Source organism: Acinetobacter towneri DSM 14962 = CIP 107472, from assembly GCF_000368785.1.
GTDB classification, from domain to species: domain Bacteria; phylum Pseudomonadota; class Gammaproteobacteria; order Pseudomonadales; family Moraxellaceae; genus Acinetobacter; species Acinetobacter towneri.
Map to the genome: position 1 here is coordinate 50,424 of NZ_KB849695.1, position 18,031 is coordinate 68,454.

Annotated in this window: 14 protein-coding genes, 1 other RNA gene and 3 pseudogenes; 6 read left to right on the forward strand and 12 right to left on the reverse strand. The window is 40.0% G+C overall.

Going from position 1 to position 18,031, the window contains the following annotated elements:
* Nucleotides 1–91 precede the first annotated feature (91 nt).
* On the forward strand, nt 92–361 hold the full coding sequence (gene rpsT / locus F947_RS12965; RefSeq protein WP_004976669.1) for a 30S ribosomal protein S20: 270 nt from the start codon (nt 92–94) through the stop codon (nt 359–361).
* A 196-nt stretch (nt 362–557) separates the two neighbouring features.
* Here the strand turns inward: rpsT and F947_RS12970 are convergent.
* The 5 genes and pseudogenes from F947_RS12970 to F947_RS12990 form a co-directional block, all read right to left on the reverse strand.
* A pseudogene (locus tag F947_RS12970) lies at nt 558–3,262 on the reverse strand (M66 family metalloprotease).
* A gap of 349 nt (nt 3,263–3,611) precedes the next feature.
* On the reverse strand, nt 3,612–4,346 hold the full coding sequence (locus F947_RS12975) for a histidine phosphatase family protein (protein ID WP_004976677.1): 735 nt from the start codon (nt 4,344–4,346) through the stop codon (nt 3,612–3,614).
* Between the two features lie 57 nt (nt 4,347–4,403).
* Nucleotides 4,404–5,261, reverse strand: coding sequence for a 3'(2'),5'-bisphosphate nucleotidase CysQ family protein (locus F947_RS12980; protein WP_004976680.1), 858 nt, complete (start codon nt 5,259–5,261; stop codon nt 4,404–4,406).
* A gap of 182 nt (nt 5,262–5,443) precedes the next feature.
* Nucleotides 5,444–5,623 (reverse strand): hypothetical protein, encoded by a 180-nt coding sequence (locus F947_RS12985; RefSeq protein WP_004976682.1) that lies wholly within the window; start codon nt 5,621–5,623, stop codon nt 5,444–5,446.
* 584 nt (nt 5,624–6,207) lie between these two features.
* Nucleotides 6,208–6,453, reverse strand: a complete 246-nt coding sequence (locus tag F947_RS12990; RefSeq protein ID WP_004976684.1) for a hypothetical protein — start codon at nt 6,451–6,453, stop codon at nt 6,208–6,210.
* 285 nt (nt 6,454–6,738) lie between these two features.
* Between F947_RS12990 and F947_RS12995 the strand changes: the two are divergent.
* The 4 genes and pseudogenes from F947_RS12995 to F947_RS13010 all read left to right on the forward strand — a co-directional run bounded on the left by F947_RS12995 (nt 6,739) and on the right by F947_RS13010 (nt 9,809).
* Nucleotides 6,739–7,414, forward strand: a pseudogene (locus F947_RS12995) (HAD-IA family hydrolase).
* On the forward strand, nt 7,407–7,847 hold the full coding sequence (locus F947_RS13000) for an RNA-binding S4 domain-containing protein (protein ID WP_004976690.1): 441 nt from the start codon (nt 7,407–7,409) through the stop codon (nt 7,845–7,847). The pseudogene F947_RS12995 and the gene F947_RS13000 overlap by 8 nt, the downstream one beginning before the upstream one ends.
* Nucleotides 7,848–7,991: 144 nt before the next feature.
* Entirely contained in the window at nt 7,992–9,038 is a 1,047-nt protein-coding gene (gene recA, locus F947_RS13005; RefSeq protein ID WP_004976691.1) for a recombinase RecA, read from the forward strand.
* A gap of 81 nt (nt 9,039–9,119) precedes the next feature.
* Complete coding sequence (locus tag F947_RS13010; protein WP_004976693.1) at nt 9,120–9,809, forward strand: regulatory protein RecX; 690 nt, start codon at nt 9,120–9,122, stop codon at nt 9,807–9,809.
* Between the two features lie 66 nt (nt 9,810–9,875).
* On the opposite strand, the gene ffs is transcribed toward F947_RS13010, so the two are convergent.
* Nucleotides 9,876–9,972: signal recognition particle sRNA small type (gene ffs, locus F947_RS14415), an RNA gene on the reverse strand.
* Nucleotides 9,973–10,313: 341 nt separating this feature from the next.
* On the opposite strand from ffs, the pseudogene F947_RS13015 reads away from it, so the two are divergent.
* Nucleotides 10,314–11,160: pseudogene (locus tag F947_RS13015) on the forward strand (YbgF trimerization domain-containing protein).
* A gap of 70 nt (nt 11,161–11,230) precedes the next feature.
* Here the strand turns inward: F947_RS13015 and lpxA are convergent.
* From lpxA to rseP, 6 genes are read right to left on the reverse strand one after another with little or no spacing between them, the layout of a single operon-like run.
* Nucleotides 11,231–12,019, reverse strand: a complete 789-nt coding sequence (gene lpxA / locus F947_RS13020; protein WP_004976696.1) for an acyl-ACP--UDP-N-acetylglucosamine O-acyltransferase — start codon at nt 12,017–12,019, stop codon at nt 11,231–11,233.
* The gene (gene fabZ / locus F947_RS13025) at nt 12,016–12,504 is read right to left on the reverse strand and encodes a 3-hydroxyacyl-ACP dehydratase FabZ (protein WP_004976697.1); all 489 of its coding nucleotides are present in this window, start codon (nt 12,502–12,504) and stop codon (nt 12,016–12,018) included. Before fabZ ends, lpxA begins: the two co-directional genes overlap by 4 nt.
* A 2-nt stretch (nt 12,505–12,506) precedes the next feature.
* Nucleotides 12,507–13,577, reverse strand: coding sequence for a UDP-3-O-(3-hydroxymyristoyl)glucosamine N-acyltransferase (gene lpxD, locus F947_RS13030; protein ID WP_004976698.1), 1,071 nt, complete (start codon nt 13,575–13,577; stop codon nt 12,507–12,509).
* 3 nt (nt 13,578–13,580) lie between these two features.
* Complete coding sequence (locus tag F947_RS13035; protein WP_004976699.1) at nt 13,581–14,081, reverse strand: OmpH/Skp family outer membrane protein; 501 nt, start codon at nt 14,079–14,081, stop codon at nt 13,581–13,583.
* A gap of 41 nt (nt 14,082–14,122) precedes the next feature.
* A complete protein-coding gene (gene bamA / locus F947_RS13040) occupies nt 14,123–16,633 on the reverse strand; it encodes an outer membrane protein assembly factor BamA (protein ID WP_004976701.1) in 2,511 nt (836 codons plus the stop codon).
* A gap of 42 nt (nt 16,634–16,675) precedes the next feature.
* Entirely contained in the window at nt 16,676–18,031 is a 1,356-nt protein-coding gene (gene rseP, locus F947_RS13045; RefSeq protein ID WP_004976703.1) for an RIP metalloprotease RseP, read from the reverse strand.

The window sequence follows — 18,031 nt, forward strand, 5'->3', positions numbered from 1 at the left end:
CTTGTTTACGGGCTGGTGATAATTCTTCTGATGTTGGTTTTCGGAAGTAATTGCAGCCCGCCCAGACCAATCTATTTCAAGGAGTGCACGAGTGGCAAACTCTGCTCAAGCTAGAAAACGTGCTCGTCAAAACGTTAAAGCACGTAAACACAACGCAAGCTTACGTTCTATGGTTCGTACTTATTTAAAACGCACAATCGCTGCTATTGCTGCAGGTGATTATGCGGTTGCTACTGAAGCTTACAAAAAAGCTGTTCCAGTAATTGACCGTATGGCTGATAAAGGCATCATCCATAAGAACAAAGCAGCTCGTCATAAGAGCCGTTTAAACGCTCAAGTTAAAGCTTTAGCTTCTAACTAAGTGTTAAACAAAAGAAGCCCGTTAAGGGCTTTTTTTGTGCCTGCTGTTTCGATAATTTATCAAATTAAGCAATCTTTAGTTTCTGCACGCCAATTACATCACTTCAAATACACCTGCCACCATAAAATAAAAAACACCTCCTGAACTGGTCAAAAGGTGTTTTAAATTAATGAAGATGAATAATTCAGACGAAGAATTATTTCAGCATCAGTCGTAAATTTTGTGGACTTAAATAAGCCAGTTGCAAACTGTTATTAGCCTTTAATTGCGTCCATTGCTGATTCGCACCACCTGTGCAACCATAACGAATTAAACGCGCGCGGTTTTCTTTTAGGTAGCCATGCTCTAAATCAAAGCACTGATTCCCCTGACGAATCGTTCCCGAAGCTGTGTGCATTTCCCAGACCTGACTGTCTTTAGATGTACTGCAGCTTGCAAGTGAGACCACATTGCCGTTGTTGGTTAAGCACTGATCCATTTCTGCTTTGCTGTGAATACGCCCCAAACCATCATAAATCCACTGCTCAGTTGCATCGCCTGTACAGCCACTTGCTCCACTAATGTAAGCATTTTTCTGACCACTCGCCAAAGTTTCAACTTTCAAACAGTTATTTCTGTTTTTCATTAGTGTTGCTTCAGCCACAATATTTTCATTGCCTAAACCCAATCGCTCCACAAAATTGTGCAATGCTGTTTCCGCTTCAGGCTTAGTCTTTTCTAAATCGGCACGATAAACATTCATCCAGCGGTTTAAACGATAAATCGTATTTTGCTGTTGTTCATAACGCTGTAATTGTTGCTGTGCAGTTGCACTTAGCTCTTGACGATAATCTGCATAAGAATCATACAATAGTTGTGCAGCAGGTTTTAAAGCCACCACAGCTTGACTGGCTTGCGCTTCCAACTGCTTCTGAAAATCAGGCATTTCAACTTTTCTTAAAGCTTCATAGCCATGTGTACGACCAATTTTTACCGCAGGTTGAATACTATCGCTATATTGCGGAATATTCAGTGTCGATAATAACTTCTCGGCATGATTGGCTTTTTTACAGTATAAATTCACCTGTTTTGGCTGCTCAGCAAGTGCTAAATTGACATGCAGTTTATTGGCATTGCTGGTCATACGGTTAGGTGCCAATGCCACGTTCTGATTACGATTGGCATATTGAACATCTAACCAACATGCGGCATTTTCAGCAGCACGATTTGCCACAGGTAAATTATAAACATTACCCCAGTTACTGCGTGCAGCAGGATACAACACACCTTGCTGAGTTTCAGGATCATATCCGCCAATAATAGTAATTACAGGCACACCAAATAAGCGCGGTTTTAAATAATATCCATCGGCACTGTTGTACCAAACCTGATTGGAGCTTGGTACTTTTGGATAAACCACTTCCATTTGGCGTGTGTCTTTATTCCAAATTTTATAACCACTTGGTGAGCTTTCATCCCAAACATGTCGCGCCCCAAAGTGGGGTTGAATCCGAATATGGGTACTGTAACCCGTGTAATGGGTATAACGCGAAATGCTACTGTTGGTTGCACCACCTGACATCGCATCCCAACCATAAGCATATTGTTTCAGGAAGTTAGGCACACCATTTTTGCCATCACCCAAGTTTCGAGTATGCCACGCCAAGTTGCCACGCATTTTATTACGATACGCAATATAGCCCCAACCGCTGTCTGCATGGTGTGCAGCCCAGAACATATTTTCACCTTGTGAACCCGGATAATGCCCAAGACCATAATGATGCCCAATTTCATGGCTAAACTCGTTGCCCACAGAATCATACAGGGTCAACATACCATTACCGCCACTTAAACCATGCGTTTGATCACCATTTGTATATTTACCTCGTGCATGATGGGCAATTACAGTTTGTGTAAGTTGTGGCTGTTGATGACTCAACATCGAGGCACTGGTCACCCCCCAGTTGGCCAAGTTAATTCCTACACTAAAGGTCGATTTTGCAGTATTTTCCCGCATGTCCTCCGGCTAGACACCACCTTCACCCGCACTTTGGGTATCGTAAATCGTGCCGTTGGCGACCATCACTCGATCTAGCTGAATGTCATCATATTTTGCCACGGTCATTTGTGCCGCAGGAATGGTTTGGAAATAATCGGTACCCGCTTTTTCAGGCTCTAATAACATATAATGCCCGCCCGATTTCGGTGGTGCAGTTAGTAGACCGATACGAATATTATTGAGTACCAATTCACCCGGTGCGGCAAAATCAATTTTTTCTGCTTCGAGTGCACCAGTACGGTTTTTAGAATCGACCAAACGCAGCTTTAAACCGGGACGTACTTCATCCCAATTTAATTTAGCCGACCACGCACGCTTACTATACAACACCTCAGCACGACCATCTTGATTGCTCTGGTCTGAAGCAGGAATCTGGGTTGGATCAAGTAAAGCAACACGACGTAACAAGCGTTCATTTTGATACACTTCAAGCTGCAAAGTGTCGATATTGTCCATGCCCTGATTTGGTGTAACCAATAATAATGCTTCTTTTTCTGCGGTCAAACGTGGCATTTTTTCGCCTCGTTACCATTCGGATCAACCACATGCCCTTGAGCAAATTGAATCATTGCCTGAAAATCACCATCTAAATCATTACGCACTTCACGTGATTCAGAATTAGCGTTGTAATCATAAAACCCGAGTACCGATTGATTGATGACATCTTGTTTAGGTTCAGGATAAGGATTAGCCACATTACCCACAGGTGGTTGCTGAGGAATTTCCAATGGTGTTGGATTTTCTTGATTTGAATTCCCAGCGGTATCTCCCTCGCCACCACCGCCACCACCACATGCGGCAAGCATGGATGATAATATACATACACTTAATAGACTAAGCGAAAACCGAGTCACACTTTTCATTATTTATTCCACCCCAATGTCAATTTATGACAAAAAAATATAAAAATAAACACATATTTTTCAATGGTTTGTATTTTCATATTAAATAGATGAATAAAATTATGCAATTCTCAAGTTTCATATCACTTTATATTTTCAACACAGTTTTATTAATTTTTCTTTATAAAAATCAGCGAATCCTTAAAACAGCACACAGATTGTTAGACAATATTTGATCGAGTTTGCACTCACGACTGCATAAATTGAAGGAAAAAAAGAGAATAAAATTTAAATTATTTTTTTAATTTCTGACAGACGGTATTCTATCGCACTGAATGGATAGCACTAGAACATGCGTTCAATGTTCTGCTTAAACTTTCTGACGAAATTGCGAGATATCTAAAGTGTGAATCTGACCGCGCCAAATCCATTTTAGCTTGGATTCTAAAAACTCATCGCCTTCAAACCAAACAAATAAACCTTCCATCATGTCTGGCCAATCAGCTTGTGTGACTTCATTACGTCCAGAAATCACCGCGATAATTGCGGCCAAAATCGTATCGTGACTCACAGCCAAACTCAGTCCGTATTGGTTGGTTGGATGGGTGTTATAAATCAGCTCAAGGACATCCACGACACCATGAATCGGATGTTTCATTCCGGGCAAAGCATTGTTCACAAAACTATTAATAAAGCCTAAAGCACCCTGTTTCTGAAAATATGGGCCTGCCTGCTTGATATCAAGTACAAAGCTTCCTGGTTCAACCAATAAACCTTGTTCTATAATTTCAATGTGATGGGTATTGGGTTCGAGGGTAATGCCATCTGCCCCGCGAATCATTAAAGCAGCCGTATCGACACAACGCTGAATAGGACTTGAAATACAGTGTTGAATCACCCGATCTGTATTTCCAACCAAGTAGCCTCCCCATGCTTCGGCTAAATCGCGACCTTGTTCGGTCAATTGTAAATTATAGCCAGCCAAACCCTGACCAACGACAATTTCACGAATAGAATGACGGGTAAACAAAGTCACAGGCGTCTGAGCATCAGGCAATAAATCAATTGCTTTAAGCATACTTGCAGGGAGTAGTTCTAATGCCATGATCTAGCCAAAATTTTAACTTGGTTGCTTGACACTATACCATGTTCAGCACTTTGCTCAATCTGACTTCGCCATAAGTCCAAGTGCTTGTAAGGCAATCTGTTTCATCTGCGTATTTTTATAGGCGATAAAACCACCATTTAACAATGTATCGCGCTGATTATATAAAAATGCCCGCCCCTGAAAATCGACCAATCCACCACCTATTCGTTCCAATAAACATTGTCCTGCACTGGTGTCCCACTCAGAAGTCGGATGAAAACGTGGGTAAATATCGACACGATCTTCCAAAATCATGCAGAATTTATAAGCACTACCTGCTTTTAGTTCTTCAAAATTGGTCAACTGCGCCAAGCTTTTTAAATAGTCTGCATAGTGTGATTTTTTTTGACTACTGTGGCTTAATCCAATTTTTAGAACTGAAGATGTTACCGTGGGTTCAGACTGATAGAGATACCATTGCTGAGTTAAAATATGATATTTCAATGGCATACCCTGTTCAGGACAAAAATAAATAGTTTGCTCGCCTGGTACTGCAAGTACTGCAAAAGTTGTTTGCACACCACAAATTAAACTTAAATTAATGGTAAATTCAGGACGTTGATGTAAAAACTCTTTCGTGCCATCTAAAGGATCAAGCAACCAAAACTCCTGCCATTGCTGACGTTGGTCTTGCTCACCTTCTTCTGACAAGATAGGTAAATTGGAGATTTTTGCCAAAGCCTGCATTAAATAATAATTGACTCGATAATCGGCTTGCGTAACAGGAGAATCATCGGTTTTCTTTTCTACATCAAAAGCAGCACCTGAACAATAATCTTGAAATTCCTGATTTAAAATTTCACACGCCTGCTGCATGATTGGCAGCAACTGTAAAATTAAAGTATGCGTTGGCGCTGTTGTTTTTATAAACATAACTATCCTTTTTAGACTGTATCTAAAGGTCTAATTTTTCATTACTTTCATAAAAACATTGTAATAAAATTTACGGCTGATGCGTAGATAAAATTTAGTGGCTAGATATGCTAAATCAAGACTTTATGTGTCAAGGCAATTCATTTTTACTTGAGTTTTTTATTTATTGAGTGCTTAGTTAATTAATCTTTAAATGGATTGGATAATCTTTTTTTAAACATCGATAAAGTGAGTGCACCACTAACCAATAATAAAATACCCACAATCACCAAATAAGTTTCACCACCAAAAAAACCAATAATAATTGCAGCAATACCCAATAAACCCAAAATAGTGGTAATGGCAATTCCTAAAATAGACATCACAATTCCTTTTAAATTTATTTAATCATGAAAAATTGTCAATATTCTCAGGTATCGTTCTGTCATATTCATGCCTCTTTTGATAGTTAAAGCGTAACATTTGAGCGCACCTTGCCACATTTATACACAGAACTTATATTGAAATAGACTAAACACGACCTATTACATTTCACTGAGTTTGCTGAATAGCTTAAGTGCAGATTATGACAACTTGATGCATTTTATTTAAAAAGATTCTTTCTTAAATCATTTTTGAATCACTGCAAAGGAAATTCTCTTTCCTTTTAGGAGACTTGCGGAGCATGCTCCTCAGGGAGAGGTTTTTTATAAGAATCCCCTCATCCACTTGCGGAATATATTCCTCATCCTGAGCAATACATGGCGTAAAAGAAGGGACTTTCAATACTAATTTTACTGATCATTTATGATCAAATTTCGACTTATAAAAGGATTCTAATTCAGGTTGAACCATTCATAGAATTAAGGTATAAAAAAGCCCGATCTGCATCAATCGGGCCAGATTTAAAGGTACACAAATTTGTATACATAATCAAAACCACTAGAATTTTAAATCAAAAAATTAATCAATCCTTTTCTAGAAAAGTTAACTCTCCCTCATCTGAGGTGATTTTAATTTTGACTTTACGATAACTACGTTTATCTGGGTTTAATGCCGACTCTGAAACATGATGGGCGAATTTTTCATCGCCCATTAAATGCGCAAATAATTTATAGCCGATACGCATTTTCTTAATTTTTTTCTTCTTTTTCTCAAACTCATCGAGTTGTTTATCTAAGTGTTTTAAATCTAAATACTGTTGTTCAGCCATTACTAGCTCCCTAATTTAAAAAATTTACCATTCAATTTCTATGCTTGTACAGACAAACAAATACAGAAATATGTCAAAAAAATTGTTTTTGTGAACGCTACAGTTACTTTTTACAACTGCCCCATCTCACCTAATTTATATGCAACGCATGTACAGTGCTTATTTATTTAGCCTAGCACAATTTGGCGAATAATCAGACAGCATTTTGAGTTATGCCTCAAGCATGTTTAAATGAGCCAGTTTTATTTGCCTTTTGGCAATTGCTTTATGGTTTAGGATGTCTAAATGCACAAAAATATCATCATGTTTGACATGGACGGAACGCTGTTAGATCTCGCTTATGATGATTTTATTTGGAATGAACAACTGCCTATTCGCTATGCAGAATTACACGCCTGTTCTTTAGAGCGCAGCAAAGAAATTTTATACGATTTTTTATCAAGCGCATAGCCACACCTTAGAGTGGTATTCCTCACGTTTTTGGACGGCTAAAGTGGGTGTAGATATGCTTGCGATGCAACTTGAATATAAAGATCAAGTCACGTTGCGTCCACAAGCTATCGAGTTACTGGAATATTTAAAAAATAATGGCTATCACATTTGGCTCACCACCAATGCCGATTGTGCAGGTTTAGACTTTAAATTAGCACATACAGGTTTAGCAAAGTATTTTGAAGTGATTGTTAGTTCTGAAAGTATTGGTTATGCCAAAGAGCGCGTTGAATTTTGGCAAACATTGCAACAACAACATGCATTTAATCCTGAAGATTGCTATTTTATAGATGACACCGAAAAGGTGCTTAATGGTGCTAAAGCCTTTGGGATTGGACACTTATATAGTATTGCCCAGCCATCCTCAGCAAAACCTACGCGTCAGACTTGTAATTACCCTATGTTGCACCAATTAACAGATTTAATTCCTGTCTTAGAACAATTTGAGGACACTCAAAAATATGCCTAAAACTTCGTCCCACGAAGCCATTGAAACGATCCGAATTGATAAATGGCTATGGGCTGCACGTTTTTTCAAGACCCGCTCTATTGCAAAAGCTGCCATTGAAGGCGGCAAAGTACATCACAATGGCGAGCGCGTTAAAGTTTCCAAAGAAATTCGTGTGGGAACTGAGCTGACCATTCAACAAGGTTTTGATAAGAAAACCGTATTGGTCAAGGCATTATCCGGCGTACGCGGCCCTGCCCCTGTCGCTCAGCAACTTTATGAAGAAACTGAAGTGAGTATTGCACGCAGGGAATTGATTGCGACCCAAAGAAAGTTGCATAATCTAGCACGACCTGATCATCGACCAAGTAAAAAAGACCGTCGTGACATCAGCAAATTTAAACAAGAGAATGATCAGCAATTTGACCAATTTTGGTCATATAATGATGATTAAATAGAGCGTCACAGGCTGTCGCACAGCCCGTGATATAAATAGAACTACAGGACAAATTCTGTCACTATATTGCATGTGGAAAAGATTTAAGTAAATGCATCCACTTGAGTATATTGTTTCGTGACATCGTATTGAGGTTGTAAGATGGATGAGAATAAAAGCAAGGCGTTAAACGCTGCGTTAAGCCAGATTGAAAAACAATTTGGTAAGAACACAGTCATGCGTCTTGGTGACAACACTGTGCAAGCGGTAGAAGCCGTATCTACAGGCTCATTGACCCTAGATATTGCATTGGGTATTGGTGGCTTACCTAAAGGTCGTATCATTGAAATTTACGGCCCTGAATCATCAGGTAAAACGACTATGACCTTGCAAGCCATTGCAGAATGTCAAAAAGCTGGTGGAACTTGTGCCTTTATTGATGCCGAACACGCGCTTGATCCTCAATATGCACGTAAACTTGGTGTAGATATTGACAATCTTTTAGTATCGCAACCAGACAACGGTGAACAAGCTCTTGAAATTGCCGATATGTTGGTACGCTCTGGCGCTATCGACATGATTGTGGTCGACTCCGTAGCTGCCTTAACCCCTCGTGCCGAAATTGAAGGCGAAATGGGTGACTCACACATGGGCTTACAAGCACGCTTAATGAGCCAAGCCTTGCGTAAAATCACAGGTAATGCCAAACGCTCGAACTGTATGGTGATCTTCATTAACCAAATTCGTATGAAAATTGGTGTAATGTTTGGTAGCCCAGAAACCACAACTGGTGGTAACGCATTGAAGTTCTATGCTTCTGTTCGTTTAGATATTCGCCGTGTAGGTCAAGTGAAAGAAGGTGACGAGATTATTGGTTCTGAAACCAAAGTCAAAGTTGTGAAAAACAAAATGGCACCTCCATTTAAAGAAGCATTGTTCCAAATTCTTTACGGTAAAGGTGTTAACCATTTGGGCGAGCTGGTCGATTTAGCTGTTCAACAAAATATCGTGCAAAAAGCTGGTGCTTGGTATTCTTATCAAGGCGATAAAATTGGTCAAGGTAAAAACAACACCATTCGCCATCTTGAAGAACATCCAGAGCTTGCTAAAGGCATCGAAGCGATTATTCGTGAACAACTACTCACGACAGGTCAAGCTGCACCTGTAGAAGATAAAGACGAAGAAGAATTCGACTTACTTGATGTTTAAAGCATGCGCTAATATGAACACAACAAACTGAATTAAATAGAACGCTCTACGGAGCGTTTTATTGTATATGGAAGCATTACCATGCCTGAAGACAAATTCCCCAAACTGATTGATTACGCTGCGCTAAAACAACAATTTGGCGAAGATGAGCAATCATGTAGCCGAACTGAGCAGATATATTCCGAAACAACGTCTGCCCTGCATTTTGCCTCAAATTCTGCGCCTAACATTAATAAACAATACCCTGCTCATACGGAAGCCATTGATGATCAAGAACACAATCACAATGAAGACCAAGACGAACAGCAAAACAAACGCCCAGGACTAACAGGTTCTCGTCTACGCAGCTACGCCTTTGCTGTCTTAACGCGTAAAGAATATTCTAAAAATGACTTAATTGAAAAACTGGCTTTATATGCAGAAAACCGTGATGAAGTGATTGAGTTAGTCAATGAATTGGCACGTGAAAATTATCAGAGTGATCAACGCCTAGCAGAAATGTTACTGGCTAGCCAAAAGCGGCAAGGTAAAGGGCCAAATCGTATTAAAATGGCTCTTAAAAACAAAAAAGTGGATAGCAGTTTAATTTCAGAAGAACTTAAAGAAACTGATTGGGCAGAACAAGCCTATCAACTGAAAGTGAAAAAATTCGGCACAGAAGTCGCAAACGAGCCAAAACTTAAAGCCAAACAAATTCGTTTTTTACAGTATCGGGGCTTTGATATGGATGCGATTATGAAAGCAATTCGTAGGAAAGAGCAGGATTTTTAAAATAGTGGATATAAGATCAAAATAAGTAGAAGATAAATAGAATTATTATTTCAAAACTGGTGGCAACCCTACCAGCAAGCCTTCGGCACATCATAGTTCCACTACCGCTGCTACCTTCCGGTCCTGACGGGGTTCGTAGAGTACAATTGCGAAGTAACCAGCAGGGCTACCATTGCAAAAACAGAGTATAGAGATTTTTAACAAACTTGCAAGCGTTGTTCTGTATTTCCTTTTATAATGCTATCCAATTGATTATTTTAAAAACAATTGAAGACATTTATAGAATAACGTCATTTAAAATTTAGTCTAACTAACCCATCATAAAATTATTTCGAGATTTAAATCCTAGATTTACCCATATTGCGCTGAGATTGATGATAAGTTTGTAAAAGCTTATTGCAATTCCACGCGTGGACGTTTTAAATGTGGAAAATGACCAAATCAACAGGTTGAGTCCAATATGCTTACAAGGACTCACCTACACAAGATTAAGATGGATGTTCAATTATGCTAAAAAAGGATGCACTTTGTGCTCTTGCCCTACTGTGCTCAACGCCTATATTTGCCAATATTCCAATTGAAAGCCACAATCTCAGCCAAAGCAGTGCTAGGTATGCCAATAGCCCTGCGATTGCAACGAGTAATATGGCAACTGCCAATGTACCCACCAATATCAATTGGCAGTTGATGCAAAAAAACCAGCAACTTGAAAATGACATCCGCCAGTTACGCGGCAAAATTGAAGAACAAGACAATGAAATTGCGCAGCTCAAACATGAATTGCAAAATCGCTATACCGATTTAGATCAACGTCTAGAACTGCTCCAGCAAAAAATAGACCCTGAATCTACTCCTACCGCTGAGGAGGATAACCAAAAGGATACTGCACCCAGTCACCAGCAACAACCAGTTAAATAGCAATGCCCCGCAATCTGCGCAAAATACAACGCATGTTAGCCCAACAGCTCAAGGTTTAAATACCAATATTGAGCTAGAAAAAGCAGCCTATACTGTTGCATTGGATGCCTATAAACAAGGTGGTGCTAAAAAAGCCATTGCACCCATGCAAAACTTTATTAAAAACCACCCAAACAGTGTGTATATCAGCAATGCTTATTTTTGGTTAGCTGAGTTTAATTTAGCGATTGAACCGACCAATTACAGCGAAGCCAAAAAGAATTTTGAAATTGTAGCAACCAAGTACCCTCAATCTGCAAAAGCATCAAGTGCCCTATATCGTTTATATAGTATTGCGCAAGATGTAGATCACAAACCTGCTTTGGCAGCGCAATACAAAAGTAAAATTCTGAGCCAATACCCAAAGTCTGAAGAAGCAAGATTCTTTAAATAAGCCAATAAAAAAGACATCCGAGGATGTCTTTTAATATTCTGAAGCTTGCCGCATTCGACAAACTCAAAGCTTAACGCACAATACCACGTTCAGATTGCTCTAAAGAATCAATTAAACGCTGCGCTTCTGCCACATTTGGCAAAATATCAATGCGAATTTGCTGAATGGCTTGCTCAGTGGTTAATCCAGATTTGTAAATGAGTTTAAAGGCTTCACGAAGACCTTGAATCACATCCTTCGACCAGCCTTTACGACGCATTCCTTCCACATTCATTGCAAATGCATGTGCAGGATTACCAGAAACCATGACATACGCAGGCACATCTTTAAGAATAAGCGATGCACCACCAATCATGCTATAAGAGTCAATTTTACAGAATTGGTGAATACCAGAGTTTCCACCGACAACCACATAATCCCCAACATGCACATGACCTGCCACACCCACGTTATTGGCAAAAATATTGTGATCACCCACCATACAGTCATGTGCGATATGCGTATTGACCATAAGTAAGTTGTGACTACCAATTTTGGTCAGGCTATTGTCTTGCACCGTACCACGATGCAAACTGCAGTGTTCACGAATTTTGTTGTGATCACCAATTTCTAGCCAAGTTTCCTCACCTGCATATTTTAAGTCCTGACAGACCTCACCTACGCTGGCGAACTGGAAAATTTCATTGTGCTGACCAATACGGGTGTAACCACCAATCACCACATGCGAATGAAGTTTTGTACCCTCACCAATCGTTACATTTGGACCAATAATACAGTATGGACCAATCGTGACATCTGAAGCGATTACTGCAGATGAGTCAATAATAGCGGTTGGGTGAATGAGTGGGTTATTGCTCATGCTTGCTCTGTTTTCTGATGCGAAACCATAATTTCCGCGGTTGCTGCGACGACGCCATCAACGGTGGCGATACAATTATATTTGTAAATGCCTCGTTTTTGCATAACTAATTCAGATTTTAATACAAGTTGATCGCCTGCAACGACTTGTTTTTTAAATCGAACTTTTTCTGCGCCTGCAAAAAGGAACAAAGAACCTGCGCTCGGTTTCTCATTATTCATGATAAAACCTAAAATACCCGACACTTGTGCCATCGCTTCAACGATTAAAACACCCGGCATGATCGGATAATTCGGGAAGTGTCCTTGCAAGAATTCTTCATTGATAGATACGTTTTTATAACCCACGATACCGTTATCAGTGACTTCTACAATGCGGTCTACCAATAAAAACGGATAGCGATGGGGTAAATATTCACGAATGGTTTGAATGTGCATTGGCAATTCAGGTTTAGTGAAGGTGCTAGAATTCGACTCAGTCATCATAATTATTTACGCAATTTAAAAGTTGATTCAAGGGACTCAATTTGAGATTGCATATCATCAAGTCTTTTCACCAATTGGGTCAATGGCACATCTGCTAATTGTCTGAGGCGCACAACAGTACGTTTCCACTTTTGATTTTCAAACAAGCCTATACCTGACGAATATTTTCCTGATTCAGAAATATTATTTGTGACCATTGACATTCCTGTCAAAGTCACATTATCAGCAATATTTAAGTGCCCTGAAATTGCACTTCCACCACCAATGATACAGTTTTTGCCAATTGTCACACTTCCAGCCACGGCAGTTTTTGCTGCAATGGCCGTATGAGCACCTAATTTGACGTTATGTGCGATTTGCACAAGGTTATCAATAATGACACCATCTTCCAAAATTGTATCATTTAGTGCACCGCGATCTACGCTGCAATTCGAGCCAATACGAACGTCATTGCCAATAATCACCGAACCCAACTGTGCAATACGATGCCATTTGCCTTGATAAGGTGCAAAGCCAAAGCCTTCACTGCCAATTACAGTATTGGCGTGTATGCGCACACGATGTCCAAGCTTGGCTGCGCCTGTTAAGGTCACGTGCGAATCAATAAAACACTGTTGACCAATTTCGACAAAGTCATCAATTTTACAGTGCGATTGCACAATCGTATTGTCACCCACCACACAATTTTCACCAATTACGACGTAATGACCAATATAGGCACTATCGGCGATGATGGCTGATGGATGGATTTGGGCTGTGCTTTCTATACCACGTTGCGTATGCTTGCGCTCAAATACATGAGTCAAAATTGCAAAAGCCAGATATGGATTATCGACCACAATAAAGTTGTGATGATTGTCTAACTCGGCTTGTAGTGAAGCGGTCACAATTAAAGCTCCCGCTTGGGAGCTACGTGCTTGCGCTAAATATTTATCGCCATTCACGAATGCAAGTTGATGCGCCTGAGCAGACTCAAGGCTTGCCAAACCTTGCAAACGTAAATCGGCTTGTCCAATGTATTGACCTTGAACTAAACCAGCAATTTCTTCTAAGCGATAATGTTGGGAACTCATTGATTATTTAAGTGCGTTGACCTTTTGGATCATTTTATCAGTTAAATCATACTTCGGGTCATAGGCAAGTGCCGAGTTTTTATTCAAAACTACATCTAAACCATTTTCTTTACGCAATTGTTCAGCAACTTGCTTTAAACGAGTTTCAAAACCATCGTTAATTTTGTGCAATTCTGACTGGACACTAGTTTGTACCGCTTGTTGCAAACTATTAAATTCTTTCAATTTGGCTTGAAACTGTGTATTCATTTTTTGCTTTTCAGCGTCTGATAAATTCGTAGTCTGTTGCGCGCGTTGCTGCATGGTTTCTAACTCTTTTGTCAGTTGCTCAAGCTTAGTGGTTTGTGGTTTGACAGACTGTTGCAAAGCGAGATTTTGCTGTTTGAGATAACTGCTATTTTCTACAACACGCTCTAAACTTACCACACCATAGCCTGCAGCATGTGCTACTGCAGCCATTGTAGATAAACCCAACAATGCCAAACTCAATATTGTTTTTTTCATGTGCTACATCCTGTGTTTAAACAATCCAACATGGGTCGTACTTAGAAAGTACGACCAATTTCGAATTGGATATTTTTAGTGTCATCGCCTTGTTTATCATTCAACGGATACGCATAGCTGAGTGATAATGGGCCAATCATGGTAATCCAAGTAAAGCCTACACCCACGCTATAACGCATTTCACCGAAGTCGAAGCCATAATTGTCTTTACAATATTGCTTGGCATTCACAGAAGCACCATTCACAAAAATATTTGAATCAGAAACATTACACTGAGTATCAAAAACTTGTGCGCCTTCTGCAAAAATTACTGGACGGACTTGACGCGTCCAATCTCCTTTAAATGGCACTGGTAGAGCCAATTCTGTACCGAACTGTACTAGAGCATTACCACCAACTTCTTCAGGTGAGCGATCCGTTTGACTTGTATCAGAGAAATAAACACCTGGATATTTCGGGCCTAAGGTGCTGTTGTCATAACCACGTACTGAACCATAACCACCTGCATAGAAGTTCTTATAGAACGGTAAGTCATTACCAAAACCTAACTTACCGTAGCCACGTAAGACAAAATCATGACCTAATGGCATATAAGCCTGTGCATCATAGGTCACTTTTTGGAATTCCACATCACTACCGGGTAAAGCAATTTCAGCATTAACACGATGCGACATACCATTGGTTGGGAAAATCGGACGATTTAAAGTGTTGTATGACCAACCTAAATTTAGGTTATACGTAAGGAAATCACCTTTAAATTCTTTGCCGTAAGGAATTGGATTTGCACAAGGCTCATACCCTACTACATCACCATTTGCATCTTTAATAGGGACTAAATCATCTGGACAATATTCGTCACTTTTGGTTTCTTTACCCCCATGGCGCTCTAAATAGTCTGCGACATAAGTTGAAACATAAGGACCTGTGGTTACTTCGGTCTGATCAATGTTTAAACCTGCACTAATGCTTTGGTTTTCATCAATTGGGTAACCGAAGTTAATTCCACCACCTAAACTGTCTGTCACATAGTTGTTTACGTTATAGTCATCGTCCAGTTTGGTTTTACGATAGTACATGTTGTAACCACGACGCACACCATCAATCGTGAAGTACGGGTCGGTCACACTCAGGTTATAGTAATCCTGAGTTTCAGAACGTGATAAATCAATCGAAACTGCGTTACCTGTACCCAAGAAGTTGGTTTGGCTTAAACCAGCTTGGAACGTCACACCACCGCTTTGCGAGAAACCTACCGCTAAAGTACTTGTACCTGAGTGCTGTTCTTCTACATTTACATTTAAGTCAATTTGGTCTGGCACATTTGGAATACGCACAGGCTTGACATCAACGGTTTTAAAGAAACCTGTACGCTCTAAACGGACTTTAGACAAATCAATTTTTTCATTGCTTGCCAATGCGCCTTCCATTTGACGCATTTCACGACGCAGTACTTCATCGGCGGTTTTACTGTTACCAGCGAAGTTAATACGACGCACTGTAACTTGCTGACCTGGGTTGATGTAGTAGTTTAAATCTACCAGTTTAGTTTCTTTGTCAATTTGCGGAACAATATTCACTTCGGCATAGTAATAGCCTGCATTGCCATATTTACGCAGCAACAATTGTTTCACCGCATTCACTTTTTCTTGTGAATAGGTTTCACCATCTTTATAAATTTTCAGTGCCGTAAGTTCTTCTGGTTTGTATAAAGCATCGCCCAAGAACTTGCTTTCGCCAAACTTGAATTGCTCACCTTCATCCACCGAAACTTCAACAAAAATATGCTTTTTGTCTTCGCTCAAATTCAAGCTAGAGTTAGTGATATTGAAGTTGATATAACCTTTATTCAGATATAACGCACGTAATGCTTCCAAGCTTGCTGCCATTTTTTCGCGTGCATAGCGGTCATTACGGGTAACAATCGAACTCCAGCTACTTTCTTTAACTGCAAACGCCTGCTTAATGTCGCTTTCTTTAAATACCGTATTACCAATGATGTTGATATCTACCACTTTGGCAGCTTTGCCTTCAACAAACTCTACAGTTAAATCTACACGGTTATTTGGACGTGCTGTGGTAATGACACGTACATCCGCATCATAACGACCTTGCTGCATATACTGCTGTTCAAGTTCAGATTCTAAAGTTTGTAGTGCTGACTTTTTCAGTACTTCACCCTCAGCCACACCCATTTTCTTTAAACCATCTTCCAACGCTTCTTTCGGAATCAGTTTATTGCCTTTAAATTCAACCTTAGAAATGATTGGGCGCTCAACCACTTTAAACACTAAAGTGTCGGCTTCACGACTGGCCTGAATGTCATCAAACAAACCTGTGGCATAGAGTGAACGAATCGCATTGGCCAACACTGCTTCATTGACACGATCACCACTATTCACTGGAATCATTCCATAGACATTGGCTGGCGTTAAACGAACAAGACCATCGATTTTTATATCTCGCGCAATAAATTCATCTGCTGCATATACTTGTTGTGTTGCCGCCATTGCACTAACCAGTGCCAAGGGCATAAATAAATGTGTGTGCTGCATGCCAGTCTTTTCCAGTGTTAAATTTATTTCGTATCTACGTTGTTATAAACGCATAATGTCATTAAATAATGCAAGGAGCATCATACTTCCAAGCAGTACCATACCAATTTTTAAACCAACTAATTGTATTTGTTCAGAAACAGGTTTTCCACGAATCAGCTCGATAAAATAATAAACTAAATGCCCGCCATCCAACATTGGAATTGGCAATAAATTTAGAATTCCTAAGCTTACGCTCATGAGTGCCATAAAGGAAATAAAAGTTTGCCACCCCATTTCCGCACTTTGTCCTGCAACTTTAGCAATGGTAATTGGGCCAGATAAGTTATCGAAACCAATTAAACCACGTACCATTTTGACAATAGAATTCAGAATCATGCTAGACAGCTGACCTGTTTTATCTACCGCCATAAATAAAGCTTCACTCGGGCTGTATTGAATGGTTTGCTTATAATCTTCTGGAATGACAATTTTTCCAGGATCACTTTGCACACCCAATACACCCGAAACATTGCCCATATTGTCACGTTTGCCTTGCGGCATCACTTCCAGTTGCTGTACTTGATTGTTACGCAGCACATCTACTTTCAGTAATTTTTCTGGCGATGCTTGAACAACTTGTACCACATCGTACCAGTCATTCATTTTTACGCCATCAATCGCAACAATTTGATCGCCTTCTTGCATGCCTTGACGAATGGCCGCGCCATCTTCACTTAACTTGCTGACAATCGCAGGAATTTGTGGACGATACGGTGTAAAACCTAAAACATCTAAAGGCGATTGAGATTGATCATTTAAGAAATTTTGAATGGGTAAGCTAAACGTTTTGATTTCACCTGCGCGTTCAGCCTGTACCTGAATTTTGCCTGTTTCACCTACACGGTCTACCAAGGCAAAGTTCAACTTTTCCCATGTCGTCACAGGCGTACCATCAATGGCGGTAATCTTATCGCCTGCTTGCATTTGCGCTGTTGCCGCAGGTGTATCTGCCAACACTTTACCCACACGGGTATTCAACTGTTCTTGAGCGGGTAAAAATAAAACCCAGAACAATAAAATGGCAAAAATTAAGTTAATCAACGGCCCTGCTGCCACAATCGCAATACGTTTCCACGGATGCTGACGATTAAAGGCATAAGGTAGGTCTGCTTCTGCAACGTTTTCTTCGCGTTCATCAAGCATTTTGACATAGCCACCCAAAGGCAGTGCCGAAAGCTGATATTGAATCCCCGATTTTTTAGACGTCCATTTTAAAATGGTTGGCCCAAAGCCTATGGAATACACCAAAACTTTGACACCTAATTTACGTGCAACAAAGTAGTGCCCAAACTCATGAATTGCAATTAAAGGTCCTAGCAAAAGAATCGCTGCAACCACAATAAATAAGGCACTCAT

Bases quoted from the DNA above. Each gene is read 5' to 3' on its own strand.
- F947_RS12975 (WP_004976677.1), bottom strand. From the start codon at position 4,346: ATGGCATTAGAACTACTCCCTGCAAGTATGCTTAAAGCAATTGATTTA.
- F947_RS12980 (WP_004976680.1), bottom strand. From the start codon at position 5,261: ATGTTTATAAAAACAACAGCGCCAACGCATACTTTAATTTTACAGTTG.
- F947_RS12985 (WP_004976682.1), bottom strand. From the start codon at position 5,623: ATGTCTATTTTAGGAATTGCCATTACCACTATTTTGGGTTTATTGGGT.
- F947_RS12990 (WP_004976684.1), bottom strand. From the start codon at position 6,453: ATGGCTGAACAACAGTATTTAGATTTAAAACACTTAGATAAACAACTC.
- F947_RS13000 (WP_004976690.1), top strand. From the start codon at position 7,407: ATGCCTAAAACTTCGTCCCACGAAGCCATTGAAACGATCCGAATTGAT.
- recA (WP_004976691.1), top strand. From the start codon at position 7,992: ATGGATGAGAATAAAAGCAAGGCGTTAAACGCTGCGTTAAGCCAGATT.
- F947_RS13010 (WP_004976693.1), top strand. From the start codon at position 9,120: ATGCCTGAAGACAAATTCCCCAAACTGATTGATTACGCTGCGCTAAAA.
- lpxA (WP_004976696.1), bottom strand. From the start codon at position 12,019: ATGAGCAATAACCCACTCATTCACCCAACCGCTATTATTGACTCATCT.
- fabZ (WP_004976697.1), bottom strand. From the start codon at position 12,504: ATGATGACTGAGTCGAATTCTAGCACCTTCACTAAACCTGAATTGCCA.
- lpxD (WP_004976698.1), bottom strand. From the start codon at position 13,577: ATGAGTTCCCAACATTATCGCTTAGAAGAAATTGCTGGTTTAGTTCAA.
- F947_RS13035 (WP_004976699.1), bottom strand. From the start codon at position 14,081: ATGAAAAAAACAATATTGAGTTTGGCATTGTTGGGTTTATCTACAATG.
- bamA (WP_004976701.1), bottom strand. From the start codon at position 16,633: ATGCAGCACACACATTTATTTATGCCCTTGGCACTGGTTAGTGCAATG.
- rseP (WP_004976703.1), bottom strand. From the start codon at position 18,031: ATGAGTGCCTTATTTATTGTGGTTGCAGCGATTCTTTTGCTAGGACCT.